The organism is Streptomyces sp. CNS606, assembly GCF_000426325.1.
Window position 1 is genome coordinate 1 of sequence record NZ_AUFD01000013.1, and the last position, 23,300, is coordinate 23,300.

Genomic DNA, 23,300 nt, shown 5'->3' on the forward strand with positions numbered 1-23,300 from the left:
CGGAGCCGGCGGCGGTGCTGGATGCGGTGCTGGCTGTGGTGGGGGAGCGTACGGGTTATCCGGTGGACATGATCGATCCTGAGCTGGATCTCGAGGCGGATCTGAGTGTGGATTCGATCAAGCGGGCGGAGATCGCGGGGGAGTTGGCGGTTCGTCTGGGGTTGCCCACGGACGCGTCGACGGATGTGGAGGAGCTGAGTACGGCGCGTACGGCGCGGGGTATTGCGGACCTGCTGCTGGACCGCCTCGGCGCCCCCTCCGGCGCCGCCTCCGCTCCGGCCGCCGAGCCGGCCTCGCCGACCCCGGCCGACAGCGTGCTGCCCCCGCAGCGCCTGGAGTTCACCGAAGTGGAACTCGCCGTGCCGCAGCCCGCGTCGCTGGACGGCGGCTCCGTCACCCTGATCGGCGGCGGAACGACGGCCGAGGCCGTCGCCGCGCGGCTGCGCGACGCCGGAGCCGACGTCACGGAGCACCCGCACGGTGCGCGGCCGGAGCAGCTCGGCGACACCGTCGTCGTCCTGCACGGCACGGACGAGGACGGCGGCCGGCTGCCGGAGGCGTTCGGGCTGTACCAGGCGGTGCTCGCCGCAACTCCGCAGCGCCTGCTCGCGGTCGCGGGCAGGGAAACCGGGTCGGTCGACGGGCTCCGGGGCTTCTTCCGCTCGGTGGCCCGGGAGTACCCGGACCTCGCCGCGACCCTGCTGGAGACCGGACCGGACGACGCACCCGCGGCGGTGGCCGAAGCGGTGGCCGCCGAACTGGCCGCCACCGACCGCGAGCCGGTGGTGCTCTCCCGCGCCGGAGGACGGCACACCCTCCAGCTGTCCCCCACCGACCTGGGCACTCTCGGCGCCACCGGCGCGGGCCCTGCGGGGGACGGCGCCGCCGAGGCGGCCGCCGCCGGGCTCGACCGCGACTCCGTCGTGCTGCTGGTCGGCGGAGCACGCGGGATCACGGCCCGCTTCGCCCGGACGCTGGCCGCCACCGCCGGCTGCCGCATCGAGCTGATGGGCCGCACCCCCGTGCCCGCGGAGCAGGAGGAGCCCGGGACCGCCTCGGCACCCGACCGGGACGCGCTGCGGTCCGCGTTCATCGCCTCGGGGATGACCTCGCCCGCCGAGGTGGAACGTGCCACGGGCGCCGTACTGGCGGCGCGCGAGGTCCGCGGCACCGTCGCCGACCTGCGGGCCCTCGGCAGCACCGTGCGCTACCACGCGGTGGACGTGCTGGACGAGGAGGCCGTCCGGGCCACGGTGAAGGACGTGCACGCCGAGTACGGCCGCCTCGACTGCGTCGTCTACGCGGCCGGGGTCATCGAGGACAAGCTGATCGCGGAGAAGTCGCCCGAGTCGTTCCACCGGGTGTTCTCCACCAAGGTGGACGGCGCACGGGTCCTGCTCGACGCGGTCGGCGCGCTGCCCGGCGGCCCGCGGTACGCGGTGCTCTTCGGCTCGATCGCCGGGGCACTGGGCAACCGCGGCCAGAGCGACTACGCGGCCGCCAACGACGCCCTGGAGGAGCTGGGACGCCGCTGGTCCACCCCGGACCGGCGGGGACTGACCGTGCACTGGGGGCCGTGGGCCGCCGCCGAGACCAACGGCGGGATGGTGACCCCGGAACTGATGCGCTCCTACGTCTCCCGCGGCATCAAGCTGATCGACCCCGAAGAAGGGCCGCTCAGCCTGCTGCGCGAACTCGCCTACGGCGCCCCGTCGGCGCACGCGGTGGTCTACACCGCGTCCGGATGGTGACGCCGGTGTCCTCGCGCACCCCCGTTGCGATCGTCGGCATGTCGGCGCTCTTCCCGGGCGCCTCCGGCCTCGACGCGTACTGGCGGAACATCGTCGGCGGGGTCGACTCCGTCACGGACGTACCGGCCGCCCGCTGGGATCCGGAGTACTACGCTCCGGACGGCCCGCGCCGTGCGGACCGCGTGTACTGCCGGCGGGGCGGGTTCGTCGACCAGGACGCCGAGTTCGACGCGGCCCGCTTCGGGATCATGCCCGCGTCGGTGCCGGGCACCGAGCCGGACCAGCTGCTCGCCCTCCAGGTGGCCCACCGGTCGCTGGTGGACGCGGGGGGCGAGGTGGTGCTGCCCGCGGACCGGCAGCGGGTTGGTGTGGTGCTCGGCCGCGGCGGCTACCTGACCCCGGGCCTGGTACGGCTCGACCAGCGGGTGCGCACCGCCCACCAGGTGGCGCGCACCCTCCGCGAACTCGTTCCGGAGCTGGACGACGACCGGGTGGAGCAGGTCCGCGCCGCCTTCGCCGAGCAACTCGGCCCCGAGCAGCCGGAGTCGGCCATCGGCCTGGTGCCCAACCTGGCGGCCTCCCGGGTGGCCAACCGGCTGGACCTGCGCGGCCCCGCCTACACCGTCGATGCGGCGTGCGCCTCCTCGCTGGTGGCGGTCGACCAGGCGGTGCGCGAGCTCGACGCCGGCCGGTGCGACGTGATGCTGGCCGGCGGCGTGCACCACTGCCACGACATCACGCTGTGGAGCGTGTTCAGCCAGCTGGGCGCGCTGTCGCCGAGCCAGCGCATCCGGCCGCTGCACCGCGGCGCGGACGGCGTGCTCATCGGCGAGGGCACCGGGATCGTCGTCCTCAAGCGGCTGGCCGACGCGGAACGCGACGGCGACCGCGTGTACGCGGTGGTGTCCGGTACGGGCGTGGCGAGCGACGGCCGGTCGGCGAGCCTCCTCAACCCCGACCCCGGCGGCCAGGTACGCGCGGTGCGCCAGGCGTGGGACGCCGCGGGACTGGACCCTCGGGCGGCGGACTCCGTCGGGCTGCTGGAGGCGCACGGCACCGCCACCCCGGCCGGCGACAAGGCCGAACTGGCCACCATCGCCGAGGTGTTCGGACCCGCCGGCGACCACGCGCCGGCGGCCATCGGCTCGGTCAAGTCGATGATCGGCCACACCATGCCGGCCGCCGGCATCGCCGGACTGATCAAGGCGGCCCTGGCGCTGCACCACGGCGTGCTCCCGCCCACACTGCACTGCGAGGACCCCCACCCGGCACTCGCCCAGACCCGGTTCGCGCCGCTGGCGCAGGCCCGGCCGTGGGAGGCGCCGCACTCGGGGACACCGCGCCGTGCCGGGGTGAACGCCTTCGGCTTCGGCGGCATCAACGCCCACGTGGTGCTGGAGCAGCCCGCCGGTGCTCCCGCCGCATCCGCGCCCACGGCGACCGTCGCGGCCCCGGGGGCGTCCGCCGCGCAGGCGCGCACCGTGCCCGGCGGGGACACGCCCCGCGTCGAGGTGAGCGAACCGGAGCGGGTGCTGCGGCTCGCCGCGCCGGACCCGGCCTCGCTCGCGGCGCTGCTCGACGCCGACGACTCCGCCGTCCTCACCGCCTCCCTGGACGAACGCGACCCCGTGGCCGAGCCGGTCCGGCTGGGCATCGTCGACCCCACCGAGCGGCGGCTCGCCCTGGCCCGCAAGGCCGTGGCCAAGGGCCGGGCGTGGCGCGGGCGCAGCGACGTCTGGTTCAGCCCGCAGCCGCTGCTGGGTCCGGCGGGCGGACGTACCGCGTTCGTCTTCCCCGGCCTGGAGGCCGAGTTCACCCCCCGGGTCGCCGAACTGGCCCAGTGGTTCGCCCTGCCCTGGTCGCCGGGCGAGGACGCCCGCGTCGGCGACGTGGGCCGCCACGGCACGGCGGTGTTCCAGCTCGGCCGGATGCTGGACACGGCGCTGCGCCGGCTGGACGTCGTGCCGGACGCGGTCGCCGGGCACAGCGTCGGCGAGTGGACGGCCATGGCGTGCGGCGGCATCCACGCCGCCGACGAGGTCGACCGTTTCCTCGCGGGCTTCGACCCGGACGCACTCCAGGTGCCGGGCGCGGTCTTCGCCGTGCTGGGGCTGCCCGCGCAGCGGGTGCTGGAGGAGCTGGGCGACCGCACCGACGTGGTGCTGTCGCACGACAACACTCCGAACCAGTCGATGGTCTGCGGCCCCGAGGAAGAGGTCGAGGCCCTGGTGCTGCGGCTGCGGGCGGACGGCGTCATCGGGCAGGTGCTGCCGTTCCGGTCGGGTTTCCACACCCCGATGCTGGAGCCGTACCTGGAGCCGATCCGGCGTGCCGCGGAGACCTACACCCTGCACCCGCAGACCACCGAGGTCTGGTCGGCGACGACCGCCGCGCCCTTCCCCACCGAGCCCGACGCGGTCCGCGCGCTGTTCGTCCGCCACCTGCTGGAGCCGGTGCGTTTCCGGCTGACCGTGCTGGCTCTGCACGACGCGGGGTTCCGTGCCTTCGTGCAGCTGGGCGCCGGGCAACTCGGCTCCCTGATCGACGACATCCTGGCCGGACGCGACCACCTCACGGTCTCGGCCCACGCCGGATCGCGCGACAGCCTGGCCCAACTGCGCCGCGTCGTCACCGCACTCTGGGTGGACGGCGGCACCCCGGACGCCGTGCCGCTGCTCGACCGGGCGGCGGCCTCCGGCCCCGGAGCGGCTGCCGCGCCCACCCGGAGCACGGCGTCCGCACCCGCCGGCGCACCGCCGGAGCGGCCCGGAGTCCGACTGGACCTCGGGGGCGCGCTGGTCTCCCTGCCGCCCCAGGTACGCCGGGCGCTGCGCCCCGCGGCGTCGGCCGGCCCGGCGGAGCACAACGGCGCGCTGGCCCGGCTGGAGCAGGCGAGCGACCGGTTCCCGGCGGCCTCCGAACTGGCCGCGCTGCTGCACGACACGGCGGCGGTCGCGACGGAGCTGATCGGCGCCGAGGGGGCGTGGCGCGGGCCGACCGCCGCCCGGCCCGCCGTGCCGCGGGCTGCCGCGCCGCGGCCTCGGCCGACGGCGCCGACGGCCCCCGCCCCCGCCCCCGCGCAGAGGGCGCCGGTGCCCGAGGTGCTGCGCGTCGACGTGCGGACCATGCCGTACCTGCTGGACCACTGCTTCTTCCGGCAGCGGCCCGGCTGGCCGGACGACGTGGACCGCTGGCCCATCGTCCCCGCGACCACGGTGATCACCCACATGATGGAGATCGCCGAGCGTGCGGTGCCGGGGATGCGCGCGGTCGCCGTGCACGACGTGCGGCTGATGAAGTGGATCGAGGCCCTCCCCGCCGTCGACGTGCCGGTGACGGTGCGCCGGCCCGCGCCGGACCGGGTGGAGGTCTCCCTGGACGGCTCGGCCAGGGCCGTGGTCGAACTCGCGCCCGCCTACCCGCAGCCGCCCCGGCCGTGGCCGGTCGACCCGGCGGCGGAGCGGAAACCGGAGATGGCGGCCGAACAGCTCTACAGCGAACGCTGGATGTTCCACGGCCCCCGGTTCCAGGGCGTGAGCGAGCTGACCGCCATCGGGGAGCGGCACGTGCGCGGCGTGCTCACCGCACCCGCGGCCCCGGGCGCGCTGATGGACAACATCGGCCAGCTGCTGGGCTACTGGATCATGGCCTCCCTCACCGAGCGCACCACCGTGTTCCCGGTGCGGATGGAGCACATCCGCTTCCACGGTCCGGAGCCGCGCGGGGGCGAACGGCTCACCTGCCACGTGCGGATCACCGAACTCACCGAGCGGGCACTGGTGGCGGACATGCAGCTCGCCCGGGACGGCCGGGTCTGGGCCGAGTTCACCGGCTGGGCCGACCGCCGGTTCGACACCGACCCCGGCATCCGTGCGGTGGACCGCTTCCCCGGCGAGAACACGCTCTCCACGCTGGAGCCGGACGGCCCGGCGGTGGTGCACGAGCGCTGGCCCGACCTGGCGACCCGGGAACTGATCATGCACAACATGCTGGGCAGCGCCGAGCGAGCCCGCTACGAGGAGCTGCCCCCGATCCGCCGGCGCCAGTGGCTGCTCGGCCGGATCGCGGCCAAGGACGCGGTACGCGGACTGCTGTGGCGGGAGGGCGAGGGCGAGGTCTATCCCGCCGAGATCGCCCTGCACAACGACGCCTCGGGACGGCCGCTGGCCACCGGCGTCCACGGCCGCACGCTGGGCGAGCTGACCGTGTCGCTGGCCCACCGCGCGGAGGTGGGGGTCGCCCTCGCCCGGCGCGGGCCCTGCGGCGTGGACGTGGAGGAGATCACCGAACGGCCCCGCGCCACCGTCGAGGCCGCCTGCGGCCCCGGGGAACGGGAGCTGCTCGACACGCTCGTGTCGTCGGGGGACGACGACGAGCCCGTCTGGTTCACCCGGTTCTGGGCGGCCAAGGAGGCCGTCGCGAAGGCACGCGGCACGGGCCTGGCCGGCCGGCCCGCCGCCTTCCGGGTGGTCGCCGCGGACCCCGACCAGGTCCGCGTGGCGGTCGACGGCACGACGTACGACGTGTCCGTCCGGCTGACCGCCAACCCGTCCACGCTGCCCGAGCGCAGATACGTGCTCGCGTGGACGACCAGTGACGAGAGGACAGGAGAGCACGTTGACCACTGAGACCAGCGGGGCCACCACCACTCAGGAGCGGGGGAGGGCCGCCCTGGCGGCCGACTCCGACGCGGTGCTGGCGGACCTCACCGGAATGCTGCGCGTCATGCTCGAGGAGTACGGGCTGGAGGACGCCGAGATCGGCCGGGACACCACGTTCCACGACGATCTCGAGATGGAGAGCATCGACCTGGTGTCCCTGTCCGGCTCGCTGCGCGAGCACTACGGGGACCGGGTCAACTTCGCGGAGTTCATCGCCGACCTCGAGCTGGACGAGATCATCGCCCTCAGGGTGGGCCAGCTCGTCGACTACATCGTCAGCTCGCTCCGGGCGACGGAGAGCTGAGACATGACCAAGCTCGCGACCTCGACGATCACCACCCACGTGCAGCGGCTGCACGCCGAGCGGAGCCCGGACGACACCGGCGAACCGCCCGTCGTGGTGTTCGTGCACGGGCTGCTCACCGACAGCCTGGCCAGCTACTACTTCACCCTCGGCCCGGCGTTCGCCCAGGCCGGGGTCGACGTGATCATGTACGACCTGCGTGGTCACGGCCGCAGCGACCGGCCCGCGACCGGATACCGGCTGGAGGACTTCGTCGACGACCTGGTCGCCCTGCTGGACGCGCTGGGCGAGACGCGGCGGGTGCACGTCGTGGGCAACTCCTTCGGCGGCACGATCGCTTCGGCACTGGACGCCTGGCACCCGGACCGCGTGGCCACGGTCACCATGATCGAGGCGGAGCCGCCGGTCGAGCGCTGGACCGGACACATGAAGGGCGGACTCGCCGACGCCAAGGAGCAGTTGGGCCGCGACGAGGTCATCGGCTGGATCTCCGACCGGTACGGCGCCCACACCGCCAGGCTCTCCCGGGGAGCCGGGCGCATCCTGCAGCGCACCACGCTCGCCGAGGACGTGGCCTCCGGCAGCGTCATCGACGACGACCTGGGCGCCCTCACCGCTCCGCTGCTGGCCATCTTCGGCGACGGCTCCGGGCTCAACCGCCAGGTGCCGTGGCTGGAGGCGCTGGTGGAGCGCTGCCGCACCGTGGTCCTTCCCGACCAGGGCCACTCCGTACTGGTGGAACGGACGGAGGAGACCCGGAAGCTGGTGCTGGACTGGGTGCGCGAACACCACGCACTGACCGGGGCGGTGCGGTGAGCCGGTTCCTCTGCGTGGTGCCGCCGCTCGTCGGGCACGTCAACCCCCTGGTCGGGGTGGCGGACGAACTGGCTCGGCGCGGACACGAGGTCGCCTGGGCGGGCTACGGGGACCAGATCCGCCGGCTCGCCGGACCCGCCGCCGAGGTGTTCGACTGCGCCATGCCGGACGGGGGGCTGAGCCGGCCCCCGAAGCTGACCGGGCCGGCCGCCTTCCGGTTCCTGTGGGAGGAGTTCTTCCTGCCGCTGGCCGACCTGATGGCCCCGGGCGTCGACGCGGCGATCGAGGCGTTCCGCCCCGACGTGGTGATCACCGACCAGCACGCGGTGGCGGGCGCCCTGGTCGCCGAACGGCGCGGAGTCGTGCATCTCTCCTCGGCCACCACCTCCGCCGAACTGGCCGAACCGCTGGACGGTCTGCCGAAGGTGGGCGCCTGGCTCCAGGGGCTGCTGACGGAACTGCGGTCGCGGATCGGGGATCCCCGGGCGACCGGGGACCCCCGGTTCTCGCCGCACGGCGTCCTCGCCTTCACCGGCCGGGACCTGCTGGGCGACGCGCCGCTCCCGCACGACAGGGTGCACCTGGTGGGGCCGGCGATCGCCCCGCGCGCCGGGGAGTCGGACTTCCCCTGGGAGGCCCTGGACCCGGACCGGAGCACGGTGCTGGTCTCCCTCGGGACCGCCAACACGGATGCGGGAGGCCCCTTCCTGACCGAAGCGGTCGCCGCGCTGGACGCGCTCGGCGACCGGGTGCAGGGCGTGGTCGTCGACCCGGGCGGGCACCTCGGCGACGTCCCGCCGGGCATGGTGAAGCGCGCGCACGTACCGCAGCTCGAACTCCTGGAGAAGGTGGACGCCGTGGTGTGCCACGGCGGGCACAACACCGTCTGCGAGTCGCTGTGGCACGGGGTGCCGCTGGTCGTCGCTCCGATCCGGGACGACCAGCCCATCGTGGCGGGGCAGGTGGTCGACGCCGGGGCCGGAGTCCGGGTGCGCTTCAACAGGGTGCGCGCCGACCGGCTGGGCGCGGCGATCGCCACCGTGCTCGACCCCGGGGCCGGACACCGGGCGGCGGCCGAGGCCATCGGGGCCCGGCTGCGCGCGGCGGGCGGCGCGGTGGCCGCCGCGGATCACCTCGAACGGGCCGCGGAACGGCCCTCCCACGTAACCGCACCGGGCTGACCGGCCCGGTGCGCCGCGACGGACTCCAGGACCTCTCCATGACGACGACATCCCAGACCCCCGCGACCACCCCCGCGGCCGCCCCGGACGCGCCCGCCCCGGACGGGGCCGCTCCCGAGGGAGCCGCTCCGCAGAAGGCGCCGCCTCCCCAGGAACGGGCGCCCCTGCGCACCCTGCTGAGCTACGCCCGCCCGCACCGCGCCGTCCTGTTCGCCACGCTGCTGCTGGTGCTGGCGGCCAGCGCTTCCGGCCTGGTGCAGCCGCTGGTGGCGCAGCACGTGCTGGAGGTGCTGGGCGACGGCGGCGACGTGACGAACGCGGTGCTGCTGCTGGGTGCGCTGGTGGTGATCGGCGCCGCGCTGACCGGCATGCAGTCGTGGTGGCAGCAGCGGACCTCCGAGCGGGTGGTGCGCCAGGTGCGCCGCGACACGGTGTTCCGGCTGGTGCGGCTGCGCGTCCCCGAACTGGACAGCCGCCCCACCGGTGACCTCATCGCCCGGGTCACCTCCGACAGCACCCTGCTGCAGAACGCCGCCACCGAAGGGCTGGTGATGGTCGCCAACGGCGTGCTCACCATCGCCGGCGCGGCCGTCCTGATGGGCGTGGTCCACCTGGGACTCCTCGGGGTCACCGTGGGCGTCCTGCTGTCGGTCGCCCTGGTGATGACGTACCTGCTGCCCCGCATCCGGCAGGCCGTGACCCGCGCACAGGAGTCGATCGGCGCGGTGAGCGCCTCCCTGGAGCGGACGCTCGGCGCCGCGCGCACGGTGAAGGCCAACGGAGCCGAGGGACGCGAGACCGAGGACGCCGGACGGGCGATCGAGGGCGCGTACCAGGCCGGTCTGGTGGGGGCCCGCTACGCGGCATGGGTGAAGATCCTGTCCGGCGTCTCCCTGCAGGCCGCCTTCCTCGCGGTGCTGGGCGTCGGCGGAGCGCTCGTCGCCGCCGGCGAACTCGGCGCGCCCGCCCTGATCGCCTTCCTGCTCTACGTCTTCTACCTGGCCAGCCCCATCGGGTCGTTGGTGGCCGGGCTCGGAATGCTGCAGCAGGGACTCGGCGCCGTCGGCCGTATCGAGGAGGTCAAGCGGATGCCGATCGAGGAGGACGTGGACGCCCCGCCGGCTTCCGCGCCGCCCCGCCCGGCCGTGCCCCCGGCCGTCGCCTTCGAGAACGTCGGGTTCTCCTACCCCGGCCGGGGGCCCGCGCTGCGCGACGTCTCCTACACCGTCACCGGCGGAACCCAGACCGCGCTGGTCGGGCTGTCCGGAGCGGGCAAGACGACGATGTTCGCGCTGCTGCAGCGGTTCCACGAGCCGTCGTCCGGCCGCATCCTCATCGACGGCGTGGACATCGCCACCCTGCCCCGGGCCGAGGTGCGCCGCCGGATCGCGTACGTCGAGCAGGACGCACCCGTGATGGCGGGCACCCTGGAGGACAACCTGCGGTACGCCGCGACCGGGGCGTCCGCCGCGGACATCGCGGAGGCGCTGCGCGTGACCCGGCTGGACACGCTGGTCGAACGGCTCCCCGACGGTCTGCGGACGGCGGTCGGCAACCGCGGGGTCACGCTCTCCGGCGGCGAGCGCCAGCGACTCGCCATCGCCCGGGCCCTGTTGCGCAAACCCGAAGTGCTGCTGCTCGACGAGGCCACCGCCCAGCTCGACGCACGGAACGAGCACGCGCTGCGCGAAGCCGTCGACCAGGCCTCCCTGCGCTGCACGGTGCTGCTCATCGCCCACCGGCTGTCCACCGTCACCGAGGCGGACCAGATCGTGGTGATGGAGCACGGCCGGGTGCGGGCGCTCGGCGGCCACGGGGCTCTGGTCGAGTCCGACGCGCTGTACCGCGAACTGGCCGCCTCCCAGCTCCTGGTGGGCGAGGAGGAGAGCGGTGCGGACGACGCGGCGGACGAGGAAGAAGGCGTCGCGCACGGCCCGGTCCAGGTGTGAACGCGGTCCGGCGGCGCGGAGTGTCAGCGCCGCCGGGCGACGCACGAAGCGGGGGCGCCCTCCAGTGGAGGACGCCCCCGCGGCGGGTTCATCGACCGGTGGTCAGCCGGTGATGTTGGTGATGGCCGGCAGGTAGCCGTCCCGGTGGCCCGCGGTGTTGGGGTGGTACGACTCGTTCAGCTTCTCCCACTCCAGGCTCGTGACCCACTCCGAGTTGCCGGAGCACAGGGTGTGCGGGTCGAAGATCGGACGGGCGTCGAGGAAGGTGAAACCGGCCTCGGCGGCCCGCGACGACATGATCCCGGCGAGGGTGTCCGCGGCCGAGTTCAGCGCCGTACGCTCACGGTCGCTGAGCCCGAGGATGCCGCAGTTGCCCCCGATGGTGTAGAGCCGGGGGTAACCGACCACGATCACCTGGGCGTTGGGAGCCTTCGCACGGACGGCGGCGTAGGTCTGCTGGAGTGCAGGGGAGAGTACGCCGTTGGCGGCCTGCTTCGCGAGGGCGACCCCGTCGAGGCAGTCCTGGTCGTCGATGGTGAGGATGCAGTTGGTCAGCACCTCGACGAAGCCGACGTCGTTACCGCCCACCTGCAGGGTGACCAGCGTGGTGTCCGCGGTGAGCGAACCGACCTGGGTGTTGAGGATGTCCGCCGTGGTGGCTCCCGAGCAGGAGGCCTCCACGAAGTCGACCGACGGGTGGGCGGCGGCCCAGAGCCGGGGGTACGTCAGCGGACCACGGCGACACGGGTCGTCCGGGTCGTCGTAGGTCCAGGTGCCGGGAGCGACCGCATAGCTGTCACCGAGCGCCACGTACTTGCCGGCGAGTGCCGTTTCGTCTGCCGCCTGAGCCGTTCCGGCGACCGTCATCGTGGCGGCGAGCGCCATGACGGCGGCGACGAGTACTCTGAGTAAACGCATGGAAGGTGTCGTCTCCGAATGGTGGGGGTGAGGGACCCTATAGGAATAGCAGAGAAATGCGGATTCGACAGCCCTGCCGGGGGAAATTCTGCACCGCGCGCATGCGGGAAAGGCGCGTCGCCGAGGAGGCCCGTCGTCGCGCTGCCCGGGTTGTTCGATCCAGGCCGAATCCCCGCTCCCGCCAAGGCTCCGCCGGGACGATCACCCTCGTGTGCGCATCGATTCCGCGGCGTGCGGAAAGCCGGACTCCGCGGGATGCCGTGCGCAGAGAACGCGGCGCCGTCCGCGTGTCACCCGGAGCATGCGGAGGGGTTTAGTCCGGATGATTCCGGAACGCTTCCGGGATTCCACGGGGCCGATGTCGTAAAACGGGCATAACGGGTTTCGGCCGGGTACTCCGAGAGGCACATTCCGGCGACTCGCGCAATATGGCGCGCGGAAATTCCAGGGGTTTCTCTGCTTTTTCCGCCACGCATTTCCGTGCCGGTCGGCGGGACGGGCCGGGTCGCCTCCCGGGCGACCCGGCCCGTCCGCACCGGCGGTCTACAACGTGCCGGCCAGGCGCTCCGAGACGAGGCGGGCGAAGCGGGCCGGGTCGTCCAGCTCACCACCCTCCGCGAGGAGCGCGGTGCCGTACAGCAGCTCGGCGGTCTCCGTCAGCACCGCGTCGGACGGCTCCTTCCGGTGAGCCTCCCGCAGCCCGGTCACCAGCCGGTGGTCCGGGTTGATCTCGAGGATCCGCTTGGCCGAGGGCGCGGCGTGGCCCATGGCCCGGTACATCCGCTCCATCGCCGGCGTCATGTCGTGCGCGTCGTTGACCAGGCACGCCGCCGACGAGGTGAGCCGCGTGGAGAGCCGGACCTCCTTCACCTGCTCGCCGAGCGACTCCCCGAGCCAGGACAGCAGCGGGGCGAACTCCTCCCGGCGCTGGTCGTCCTCCTGCTTCTCGTCCTCCTCGGCCGCCGCGTCGTCGAGGTCCACCTGGCCCTTGGCGATGGACTGCAGTCGCTTCCCGTCGTAGTCCGCGACCGCCTCGACCCACATCTCGTCCACCGCGTCGGTCAGCAGCAGCACCTCGTAGCCCTTGGCGTGGAACGCCTCCATGTGGGGCGAGTTCTCGATCTGCGACCGGGAGGAACCGGTCATGAAGTAGATCTCCTCCTGCCCCTCCTTCATCCGCTCCACGTACGCGGCCAGCGTGGTCTGCTCCTCCGGGTCGTGGGTCGAGGCGAAGGAGGCGATGTCGAGGAGCGTGCGCCGGTTGTCGGTGTCGCTGAGCAGACCCTCCTTCACGGCGGCGCCGAACTCCCGCCAGAAGGTGCGGTACCGGTCCGGGTCGGAGCTCATCATCCCCTTGACCGTCGAGAGCACCTTCTTCACCAGGCGACGGCGCATCAGGTGGATCTGCCGGTCCTGCTGGAGCAGCTCACGGGAGATGTTCAGCGACAGGTCCTGGGCGTCCACCACGCCCTTGACGAACCGCAGGTACTCGGGCATCAGCTCCTGGCAGTCGTCCATGATGAACACGCGCTTGACGTACAGCTGCACCCCGGACCGGCTGTCCCGGGTGTACAGGTCGAGCGGTGCGTGGGAGGGGAGGAACAGCAGCGCCTCGTACTCGAACGCTCCCTCCGCGCGCAGGGAGACGGTCTCCAGCGGGTCGTTCCAGTCGTGGCTGACGTGCCGGTAGAACTCCTTGTACTCCTCCTCCGCGACCTCCGAGCGCGGCCGGGACCACAGCGCCTTCATGGAGTTCAGCGTGGCGAGTTCACGCTGCGGCCCGTCGTCGTCCCCTGCGCCGTCCCCGTCTCCGCCGTCGCCCCTCCGCTCGACCTCCATCCGGATCGGCCAGGCGATGAAGTCGGAGTACCGCTTGACGATCTCCCGGATCTTCCACTCGGCGGTGTAGTCGAAGAGGCTGTCCTCCTCGTCCTTCGGCTTCAGGTGCACGGTGACCGCGGTCCCCTGCGGGGCGTCCTGCACGGGCTCCACGGTGTACGTGCCGTCGCCGTCGGACTCCCACCGGGTACCGGTGTCCTCGCCCGCCCGGCGTGTGACCAGGGTGACCCGGTCGGCCACCATGAAGGTGGCGTAGAAGCCGACGCCGAACTGGCCGATCAGCTCCCGGGACCCCTCGGCGTCCTCCGCGGACCTCAGCTGCTCCAGCAGTTCGGCCGTCCCCGACTTCGCGACGGTGCCGATGAGGTCCACGACGTCGTCCCGGGACATCCCGATGCCGTTGTCGCGGACGGTCAGCATGCGCTGCCCGGGGTCCGCCTCGATCCGGATGTGCAGGTCCTCGACGTCGGCCCGCAGGCCGGAGTCGACAAGCTTCGCCCGGCGGATCTTGTCCAGGGCGTCGGAGGCGTTGGAGACGAGCTCCCGGAGGAAGATGTCCTTGTTCGAGTAGATCGAGTGGACCATCAGGCGCAGCAGTTGGCGGGCCTCCGCCTGGAACTCATGGGTTTCGGTCTGCGTGCTCACGTGCTCCCCTGTGTGCGGCGACGTACGGTGCGCAATGGATGGTAAGGACCCGCGCCGGGCTCGCGCACCGCGGTACCCGCTACGGCCGGCGCCGCTCGTCCGCGCTCCCGGCCCCCGCCGCCGGGGGTGGGACAATCGCCGGGAACTTCGTACGCCGTGGGGGAGCAGCCGATGGACCGGGACCGCAGGAGCCGGGTGCCGCGGACCGACGCGGTGCTCGGCGACGCGCGGCTGGCCGCGGCCGCCCGGGAACTGGGCCGCGACCTGGTCCGCGGCGTGGTGACCCGCACGCTGGAGCGGGTGCGGGACGGCGAACTGCCCCCGGAGCGGGCCGCCGACGCCGCCGTGGCGGCACTGCCGCCCACCGCGGCGAGCCTGCACGCGGTGCTCAACGCCACCGGCGTCCTCGTGCACACCAACCTGGGCCGGGCACCGCTGTCCGCCGCCGCGCGGGCGGCCGTGGACTCCGCAGCCGGGTGCACCGACGTGGAGCTCGACCTGGCGACCGGCCGCCGCGGCCCGCGCGGTACGGGTGCGCTCGCCGCGCTCGCCGAAGCGGTACCCGCCGCCGGCGGCGTACACGTGGTCAACAACAACGCCGCAGCCCTCGTCCTCGCCGCCACGGCCCTCGCCCGGGGCCGCGAGATCGTCGTCAGCCGCGGCGAAATGGTGGAGATCGGCGACGGCTTCCGACTCCCCGAGCTGCTCGCCTCCACCGGCGCCCGGCTCCGCGAGGTCGGCACCACGAACCGCACCCACCGCGCCGACTACGCCGCCGCCGTCGGCCCCGACACCGGCTTCGTCCTCAAGGTGCATCCCTCCAACTTCGCCACCGTCGGCTTCGTCGCCGACACCCCGGTACGCGAACTCGCCACGCTCGACGTGCCCGTGGTGTACGACATCGGCTCCGGACTGCTGCGCCCGCACCCGGCGCTGCCCCGCGAGCCGGACGCCGCAGGCGCCCTCGCGGACGGCGCCGCGCTGGTCACCGCGAGCGCGGACAAACTGCTCGGCGGTCCGCAGGCCGGGCTGCTGCTCGGCGACGCCGACCTCGTCGCCCGGCTGCGCCGCCACCCGCTGGCGCGCGCCCTGCGCGTCGACAAGCTCACCCTCGCCGCGCTGGAGGCCACCCTGCGCGGACCGGAACCGCCGGTGCCGGCCGCGCTCGGCCTGGCCGGGTCCGCGCTCGTCGCCCGCGCCGAGGCGCTGGCGGCCTGCCTGTGTGCAGCCGGCGTGCCCGCCGAGGCCGTCCCGTCCCAGGCCCGGGTGGGCGGCGGTGGAGCACCCGAGGTGGAACTGCCCGGCGCGGCCGTCGCCGTCGCCCGCGCCCTCGCCGCCCCGCTGCGCCACGGCCGGCCCGCCGTCGTCGGACGGGTGCACGCCGGCCGGCTGCTGCTCGACCTGCGCACCGTCCCGGCCGGGGACGACGAGCGGCTCGCCGGCGCCGTACGTGCCGCCGCGGCGCGGACCCCGCGTACGGCCACCGTCCCCGACACCGACGACGGGCAGGGCTGACCGTGTACGTCGTGGCGACCGCCGGGCACGTGGATCACGGCAAGTCCACCCTGGTCCGCGCCCTCACCGGCACCGACCCCGACCGGCTGGCCGAGGAGAAGCGGCGCGGCCTGACCGTCGACCTCGGCTTCGCCGCGACCGGGCTCCCCGACGGGGGTGCCGTCGGCTTCGTGGACGTGCCGGGCCACCGGCGTTTCCTCGCCAACACCCTGGCCGGCATCGCCACCGCACCGGCCGTGCTGTTCACGGTCGCCGCGGACCGGGGCTGGCAGCCGCAGTCCGCCGAACACCTCGCGGCCCTCGACGCGTTCGGCATCCGCGCCGGGATCGTCGTGGTCACCCGCGCCGACCTGGCCGACCCCGCACCCGTGGCCGCCGACGCCCGCGCGCGCGTCGCCGGCACCACCCTGCACGACGCACCCGCCGTCCCGGTCAGCGCCCGGACCGGCGCCGGCCTGGACGTCCTGCGCCGGCACCTGGCGGCCCTGGCCGACGGCGCGCCGGTGCCCGACCCGTACGCGCCCGTACGGCTCTGGCTGGACCGCGCGTTCACCGTGCGCGGCGCGGGAACGGTCGTCACCGGCACCCTCACGGCGGGCACCCTCGCGGTCGGCGACACCCTCGAACTCGCCCCGGAGGGACGGCAGGTCACCGTACGCGGCCTGCAGTGCTTCGGCACCGCGCGGGACGGCGTACGGGCGCCGGCCCGGGTGGCGGTCAACCTGCGCCGCGTCTCCGCGGACGTGGTGGGCCGCGGTCAGGCGCTCGTCACGCCCGGTCGGTGGCGGCGCACGGACACCGTCGACGTCCGGCTCGCCGACCCGGCGGACCCGTCCGGGGCCGACGGGCCCGGCCTCCCCGGCGCGGCGGACGCGCGCGCACTGCCGGGCGAACCGCTGGTCCACTGCGGCACGGCGCTCACCGGCGCCCGGGTGCGGCCGCTCGGCGGCCCGTACGCCCGCCTGCGCCTGCACACCCCGCTCGACCTGCACATCGGCGACCGGCTGCTGCTGCGCGACCCCGGCAGCCGGCGGCTGACCGGCGCACGGGTGCTCGACGTGGCACCGCCCCGCCTCACCCGACGGGGTGCAGCCGCAGCCCGCGTACGCGCCCTGGCGGACCTGCCCGCCGACGGCCGGGACCCCGCCGTCCACCTCGGCCTGCGCGGCCTGGTGCGGGCCGGTGAACTCGCCTCCGCCGGCCTGCCGCACCCGCCCGGCGCCGTACGGGCCGGGGAGTGGCTGCTCGATCCGGCCCATGCGGAGCGGCTGCGCGCCGCGCTCCGCGCGGAGGTCGACGCCCACGGCCGCGCCCGCCCCGCGGACCCCGGCCTTCCCCTCGCCGCCGCCGCGCACCGGCTCGGCCTGCCCGCACCGGACCTCGTCCCTGCCCTCGCCACGCCCCCCGCCCCGGCGCCGGTACCCGGCGGACCCGAGCAGCCTCCACCGGATCTGGTGGTGCGGGACGGGAAGGTCTTCGGGGCGGGAGACGAGACGCTGCCCGAGGCCCTGACCGCCGTGGCGCGCCGTCTGGAGGAGGCGGGCCGCGACGCCGGAAGCGCCTTCCACGCCCCCACACGGCCCGAACTGGACGCCCTCGGCGTCACCTCGCAGGCGCTCGCGGTGCTGGTCCGCCACGGTGTCCTGGAGCGCCACGGCACCGGTACCGGCGCCGTCCATCTGCCCGGCGGCAGCGCCCGCCGCGCCGCCGCCGCGCTGCGCGACGCCGCGCCGCGGCCGTTCACGGTCGGCGACTGCTGCCGGATCCTGGCCGTCAGCCGCCGTGTCGCGATCCCCCTGCTCGAGCACCTCGACGGCGCGGGCCTCACCCGCCGCGACGCCGACGGCCGCCGTCTCGTCGTGGACGGGACGGCGGCCGCCGAAGGGTCGTAGGCGAGTCCTCGGTCAGCTCCTGACCTGCTCGGATCCCGTCTCCGCGCCCGCCTCCTCGTCGTCGGCGGTCTCGGACGCGTCGGCGGTGCGCTGCTGGGCCTCGCCGGCCTCCGGCCCTTCGGAGACCTCGACCAGCTCGGTGGCCTCCGCCGCGTCGGACGCCGCCTCCGCGGTCGCCTCGGCCTCGTCGTCCACGACCACCTCGTGGTCGGCGGTCTCCTCCACGGCGCGTTGCTCGGGGAACTCGGCGGCCGCGCGGGCCGCCGCCCGGCGGTTGCGCGCGTCGGCGGCGTCGCACAGGTCGAGCGCGGCCCGGTTGAAGCGGGCGAGCGACGGCGGGTCGGACGGGCCGAGCAGGTGCTGCTTCAACTCGCCGCGCGCGGCGGCGAAGTCGTCCTTGCCCGGGTCGCGGACGGCGGCCAGCAGGCCGGGGATCTCCTTGGCCTCCGGGCTGAGGATCGTCGCGGCCCGCACCGTCGGGAAGTTGGCCCGGAAGTCCGCCTCGGAACGGCCGCTGGTGTTCGCGACCGCGTACGGCTTCTCACTGCTCAGGTAGTCGGAGACCACGCTGGACACGTCGCTGATGAGCAGGTCGGCCTGGTTGAAGCAGCCGTAGATGCCGGGGCGGGCCGCCGTGACGATCAGGTGCTCGTCCTCCGGGAACGACGCCCAGTACGCCTCCTCCCAGGCGGCGGTCGCCGCCGTCACGGCCTCGGCGCGGCCCTCCTCCGGGCGGGACTGCAGCAGCATCCGCTCCGTCTCGTCGGCGCTGCCGCGGAACGAGGTCGTGGTCAGTGCGTCCAGTGCGGCCGTGCGCCGCGCCAGCTCTGCGGCGGCGCCCGGCGCGGCCGCAGAGCCCTCGCCGCGCCGCTCGTTCGCCTCCGCGATCATCGCCCGGATGCGGTGGTCCGCGGCGCCCGCCCGCGGGTCGACGGAGCCGGTCATCGGGTGCGGCTTGTACAGCAGGCGCACGCCGGGGTCGGCCAGCAGCTCGCGGACGATGTTCTCCCCCGCCAGGATCACCGACGTGTTGCCCGGGTCGTCGGTCCAGCCCTCCCAGGTGGGGGCGTACAGCACGGTCGTCCGCGTGCCGTCCGAGGGGGGACCCGCGTAGGGGGTGATGGGCGCGAGCTGCGGCCGTCCCACCTCCACCACGTCGCGGTCGTCGATGCCGATGTCGGCGAGCTGGTACCGGTCGCGGGCGGCCGGGCCGGCCACCCACACCTCGTCGTACGCCTTGGCGTACGGGTTGCAGGAGGACAGCTTGTCGCTCTCGCCGTGGTTGGTGAAGGCGTGCTTGATGGTGGGGATGCGCAGCACCTGCGAGGTCTTCCCGGAGTTCGCCGGGTGCAGCAGCACCTTCAGCGTGGACTGCTCCAGGTGCATCAGGTGCGCGACCTTCGGGATGGAGATGATCGGCACGTCCGTGGCGTCGATCTTCTGGACCATGAACCGCTCGCGCAGCACGATGATCGGCTTGGCATCCAGCTCCGCGAGCGTGCCGAGCCACATGTTGGCCTGGTAGGCGGAGGTCGCGCCGCCGGAGAAGTACATGCCCACCGTCGGCCGGTAGTCGGCCAGCCAGGCGTTCAGCCAGTTCAGCACCCGCGCCTCGCCGGGCGTGCGCTTCTTCGGCAGCAGCCAGGTGCCCAGGTAGACCGTGCCGCCGACGAACAGTGCGAGGCTGGCCGCGAGACCGGCCAGCGCCCACACGTTCTGCGCGGTGGCGCTGGTGGTCAGCAGGCCGGCCGTGGCCGGGAGCATGAAGGTCAGCAGGCGCCGGCTCTGCAGCCGGGCCAGCACCCGCGGCGGGGCGGGGGACAGGCGCAGCCCGGAGGTGTCGATGTTGCGCGTCAGGATCGGCAGCGTGCGGTTGCGCCGCACGAGCACGGACACCGCCTGGCACAGGAAGTGCAGGCCGTAGCAGCCGAGCAGCAGCAGGACGAGCGCGCGCTCCTCCATCGCGTTCACCTTCGGCAGCCGCACCAGCGCCACCACGATCAGCATGTCGCGGAGCAGCTGCCGGCTGACCGCCTCGAAGCGGACCTTGCCGAGCACCGCGATCAGCCCGGGCTGTCGCTGCTGGAGGTACAGGTCCAGCGCGACGCCGCCGGCGGAGGCGACGACGAAGAGGGGCACGTACGCCAGCAGGGCGCCGGCGAGCTGGGCCGCGAAGAGGACCAGCAGCGTGAAGAGCGCCGCCACCTGGACGACGCGGCGTAGGGGGAGTCCGGCAGAGGGCACGGGGCTGAGCTCCTGGCAGGAGGCGTTGGGATGAGGACCGGCCGAAGTCGCGGGGGCGGCCGGGCCTGGTTCGGGCTGACCACCGACCGTATGACGAGACGGGCACGGTGACAATTTCCGCTCCCGCCCGATGCGCACGAAACGCCTGAAAGGGATGTCCCGGCGCTGTGCGGTGAGCGGGAGGCGGGCCCCGTCCGGAGGCTGGACGGCGGCGTCGGCGGCGGTCGGCCTGCCGTAGATTGTGGCAGGTCGGGACAACGGTGGAGAGGGCCGAGGGTGGTACGGGACACAGGGCTGCGGCAGGAGGTGGCGGACGCCCGCCGGATCGTGGTCAAGGTCGGCTCCTCGTCGCTCACCACCGCTGCCGGCGGCCTGGACGCCGACCGCGTGGACGCTCTCGTCGACGTCCTCGCCCGGCACCTGGACGCCCCGCACGGCGGCCGCGCGGACAGGGGCAGGGAGATCGTCCTGGTCTCCTCCGGGGCGATCGCCGCCGGACTGGCGCCGCTGGGCCTGGACCGCCGCCCCCGCGACCTGGCCCGCCAGCAGGCCGCCGCCAGCGTCGGCCAGGGGCTCCTCGTCGCCCGCTACACCGCCTCGTTCGCCCGGCACGGCCGGCGCGTCGGACAGGTGCTGCTCACCGAGGACGACACCAGCCGCCGCGCCCACTACCGCAACGCCTACCGCACCTTGGACCAGCTGCTGGCGATGGGCGCGGTACCGGTGGTCAACGAGAACGACACCGTCGCCACCGACGAGATCCGCTTCGGGGACAACGACCGGCTCGCCGCCCTCGTCGCCCACCTGGTGCGCGCCGACCTGCTGGTGCTGCTCTCCGACGTGGACGGCCTCTACGACGGCGACCCGGCCACCCCAGGCACCCGACGGATCGCCGAGGTCACCGGCCCGGCGCAGCTCGCCGGGGTGGAGATCGGCTCGGCGGGCGGCGCCGGCGTCGGCACCGGCGGCATGGTCACCAAGGTGGAGGCCGCCCGCATCGCCGCAGCCGCGGGTGTGCCCGTCGTGCTCACCTCGGCGAGCCGGGCCGCCGACGCCCTCGCCGGCCGCGAGTCCGGCACCTACTTCCACCCCACCGGCCGCCGCACCGCCGGGCGGCTGCTCTGGCTGGCGCACGCCAGCACCCCGCGCGGCGCCCTGGTGCTGGACGACGGTGCGGTCGACGCGGTGGTGCACCGCCGCTCCTCGCTGCTCCCCGCGGGCATCTCCCGCGTCGAGGGCGACTTCACCGCCGGCGACCCGGTGGAGCTGCGGGACGACGCGGGGCGCGCCGTGGCACGCGGACTGGTCAACTTCGACGCCCGCGAGATCCCCCGGCTGATCGGCCGCTCCACCCGCGAACTCGCCCGCGAGCTCGGCCCGGCGTACGAACGCGAGGTCGTACACAGGGACGACCTGGTGCTGCTGCGTTCGTGAACCGTTCCCTCCGGGCGGTCCTGAGGACGTCGCGGAGCGGCCACGTACGGGCGGGATCGGCGAAAGTCCCGTCATCGACCGGTCGGCTTCGGTAAAAAGGCCACGCGGTCGCTCGCGGGCTGGTCGACTGCCGAGGGAGGGCCGTGCGAAGGACGCGGTCCGCCGGACGTCGCCCCCCGCAGACGCTCGCAGGACTGCGCACCCCACAGGAGGCCCGGTGAGACGACTCGCCAGCGTCGAGACGGTGGGCCGTCGGCCCCTCCCGGGGCCCGGGCCCGGTACGCCGGTCGAGCAGCCCGGGACGTCCCGGCTGTGGCACGTGACCCTCAGCGTCGCAGGCGTGGAGGCCCCGCTGCGCGAGGTGCGACGGGGGCTGGAGCAGCTCGCGCACGACCATCCGTTCCTGCTGACCAGCCGGTACGCAGGCGACCACGCGGAGATCCGCTACTGGGAGGAGGCGCGGGATCTGCACGACGCCGCCGCCGTCGCGCTGCGGCTGTGGGGCGAGCACCGCTCGACGGCGAAGCTGCCGCCGTGGGAGATCGTCGGCCTGGAGGTCATCGGCCGGGACACCTACCGCCAGCGCGTCGCGCAGGGTCATGGGCCCGCCCCCGCCACCCCGGTCGGTGTCCACCCCTTCTAGGGCCGTTTCCCGGGCCTGTCCGGCGCCTTCCAGGACCTGTCCGGTGCCCGGCCTCACCCGCCGTGCCGGGGCCGTCTCGCACGGTGGACGAACGGCCGGAAGGCCGCCGCAGGCTCGTTAGGCTGCACGCATGAGCACCAGCGCAGCCGGGGCCGCGTCCCCGGAGACCCCTCCGGACACGCCCGTCACCGCGACCGCCCGCCGCGCCCGCGAGGCGGCCGCCGCGCTGGCCCCGCTGCCGCGCACCGCCCGGGACGCCGCGCTGCTCGCGGTGGCGGACGCGCTGGTCGCCCGCAGTGCGGAGATCGTCGCCGCGAACGCGGAGGACGTGACCCGCGCGCAGGCCGCCGGCACGGCCGACGCGATCGTCGACCGCCTCACCCTCACCCCCGAGCGCATCGCGGCCATCGCCGCCGACGTGCGGGACGTCGTCGCGCTGCCCGACCCGGTGGGTGAGGTCGTACGCGGCTCCACGCTGCCGAACGGGCTCGAGCTGCGGCAGGTACGCGTCCCGCTCGGCGTCGTCGGCATCGTCTACGAGGCCCGGCCCAACGTCACCGTGGACGCCGCCGCCCTGTGCCTGAAGTCCGGCAACGCCGTGCTGCTGCGCGGCTCCTCGTCCGCGTACGCCTCCAACACGGCGCTGGTCTCCGTGCTCCGGGACGCCGTGGCGGGTGCCGGGGTGCCCGCCGACGCGGTGCAGCTGGTGCCCGGCGAGAGCCGCGACGCGGTACGGGAGCTGATGCGCGCCCGCGGCCTGGTCGACGTGCTGATCCCCCGCGGCGGCGCCTCGCTGATCCGCACCGTCGTGGAGGAGTCGACCGTCCCGGTGATCGAGACCGGCGTCGGCAACTGCCACGTCTACGTCGACGCCCGCGCGGATCTCGACATGGCGCTGCGCATCCTGGTCAACAGCAAGACGCAGCGCCCCAGCGTGTGCAACGCCGCCGAGACGGTGCTGGTCCACGCCGACGTCGCGGAGGTGTTCCTGCCGCGCGCGCTCGCCGCGCTGCGCGAGGCGGGGGTGACCGTGCACGGGGACGCGGCCTGGCAGAAGGCGGACACCGCGGTCGTCCCCGCCACCGACGAGGACTGGGCCACCGAGTACCTGGGCTACGAGATCGCCGCCGCCGTCGTGCCCTCCCTGGACGACGCGGTCGCCCACATCCGCAGCTGGACCTCCGGACACACCGAAGCCATCGTGACCGGCGACACCGAGGCCGCCCGCAGGTTCACCGCACTGGTCGACTCCACCGCGGTGATGGTGAACGCCTCCACCCGTTTCACCGACGGCGGCCAGTTCGGCTTCGGTGCCGAGATCGGCATCTCCACCCAGAAGCTGCACGCCCGCGGTCCCATGGGCCTGCCGGAGCTGACGTCGACCAAGTACGTGGTGACCGGTTCCGGCCACGTGCGCGACTGAGGCCCGGCCGGAGTCCCGGCGCACTGTCCGGTTCCCGCCGGATTCCCGTTCTCCCTGCCCACATCGCCCGATTCGCACTACGCTG

Annotated in this window: 14 protein-coding genes; 11 read left to right on the forward strand and 3 right to left on the reverse strand. The window is 74.4% G+C overall.

Annotated features, from left to right (window positions below; genetic code table 11):
- From K304_RS0110490 to K304_RS28380, 6 genes are all read left to right on the forward strand, one after another.
- Positions 1–1,751, forward strand: a 1,751-nt coding sequence (locus tag K304_RS0110490) for an SDR family NAD(P)-dependent oxidoreductase (RefSeq protein WP_037789961.1), incomplete at its 5' end; no start/stop codon positions are given.
- Positions 1,745–6,379, forward strand: a complete 4,635-nt coding sequence (locus tag K304_RS28375) for a type I polyketide synthase (protein WP_078528897.1) — start codon at positions 1,745–1,747, stop codon at positions 6,377–6,379. The genes K304_RS0110490 and K304_RS28375, both read left to right, overlap by 7 nt.
- Positions 6,380–6,464: 85 nt before the next feature.
- Complete coding sequence (locus K304_RS0110500; protein ID WP_051308291.1) at positions 6,465–6,716, forward strand: phosphopantetheine-binding protein; 252 nt, start codon at positions 6,465–6,467, stop codon at positions 6,714–6,716.
- Between the two features lie 3 nt (positions 6,717–6,719).
- Positions 6,720–7,532, forward strand: a complete 813-nt coding sequence (locus K304_RS0110505; RefSeq protein WP_027763708.1) for an alpha/beta fold hydrolase — start codon at positions 6,720–6,722, stop codon at positions 7,530–7,532.
- Positions 7,529–8,713, forward strand: coding sequence for a glycosyltransferase (locus K304_RS0110510; RefSeq protein WP_027763709.1), 1,185 nt, complete (start codon positions 7,529–7,531; stop codon positions 8,711–8,713). Before K304_RS0110505 ends, K304_RS0110510 begins: the two co-directional genes overlap by 4 nt.
- Before the next feature lie 38 nt (positions 8,714–8,751).
- On the forward strand, positions 8,752–10,662 hold the full coding sequence (locus K304_RS28380; protein ID WP_078528922.1) for an ABC transporter ATP-binding protein: 1,911 nt from the start codon (positions 8,752–8,754) through the stop codon (positions 10,660–10,662).
- 102 nt (positions 10,663–10,764) lie between these two features.
- On the opposite strand, the gene K304_RS0110520 is transcribed toward K304_RS28380, so the two are convergent.
- Together K304_RS0110520 and htpG are read right to left on the reverse strand one after the other, a co-directional pair.
- On the reverse strand, positions 10,765–11,580 hold the full coding sequence (locus K304_RS0110520; RefSeq protein WP_027763710.1) for an SGNH/GDSL hydrolase family protein: 816 nt from the start codon (positions 11,578–11,580) through the stop codon (positions 10,765–10,767).
- 543 nt (positions 11,581–12,123) lie between these two features.
- Complete coding sequence (gene htpG, locus K304_RS0110525; protein WP_027763711.1) at positions 12,124–14,064, reverse strand: molecular chaperone HtpG; 1,941 nt, start codon at positions 14,062–14,064, stop codon at positions 12,124–12,126.
- A 171-nt stretch (positions 14,065–14,235) separates the two neighbouring features.
- Here htpG and selA point away from each other — a divergent pair, with 171 nt between their 5' ends.
- Together selA and selB are read left to right on the forward strand one after the other, a co-directional pair.
- Positions 14,236–15,579 (forward strand): L-seryl-tRNA(Sec) selenium transferase, encoded by a 1,344-nt coding sequence (selA, locus tag K304_RS33600; RefSeq protein ID WP_037789964.1) that lies wholly within the window; start codon positions 14,236–14,238, stop codon positions 15,577–15,579.
- An 11-nt stretch (positions 15,580–15,590) separates the two neighbouring features.
- Positions 15,591–17,471 (forward strand): selenocysteine-specific translation elongation factor, encoded by a 1,881-nt coding sequence (gene selB, locus K304_RS33605; RefSeq protein WP_486591625.1) that lies wholly within the window; start codon positions 15,591–15,593, stop codon positions 17,469–17,471.
- A 12-nt stretch (positions 17,472–17,483) separates the two neighbouring features.
- Here the strand turns inward: selB and K304_RS28385 are convergent, their stop codons facing one another.
- Entirely contained in the window at positions 17,484–19,715 is a 2,232-nt protein-coding gene (locus K304_RS28385) for a hypothetical protein (RefSeq protein ID WP_486591626.1), read from the reverse strand.
- A gap of 306 nt (positions 19,716–20,021) precedes the next feature.
- On the opposite strand from K304_RS28385, the gene proB reads away from it, so the two are divergent.
- The 3 genes from proB to K304_RS0110555 all read left to right on the forward strand — a co-directional run bounded on the left by proB (position 20,022) and on the right by K304_RS0110555 (position 23,215).
- The gene (proB, locus tag K304_RS0110545) at positions 20,022–21,149 is read left to right on the forward strand and encodes a glutamate 5-kinase (RefSeq protein WP_027763714.1); all 1,128 of its coding nucleotides are present in this window, start codon (positions 20,022–20,024) and stop codon (positions 21,147–21,149) included.
- A gap of 127 nt (positions 21,150–21,276) precedes the next feature.
- Positions 21,277–21,792: a hypothetical protein gene (locus K304_RS0110550; RefSeq protein WP_106965570.1), complete on the forward strand. Its 516-nt coding sequence runs from the start codon at positions 21,277–21,279 to the stop codon at positions 21,790–21,792.
- A 130-nt stretch (positions 21,793–21,922) separates the two neighbouring features.
- Positions 21,923–23,215 carry a glutamate-5-semialdehyde dehydrogenase gene (locus K304_RS0110555; protein ID WP_027763716.1) on the forward strand — a complete coding sequence of 431 codons (1,293 nt, stop codon included), beginning with the start codon at positions 21,923–21,925 and terminating at the stop codon, positions 23,213–23,215.
- Positions 23,216–23,300: the final 85 nt, after the last annotated feature.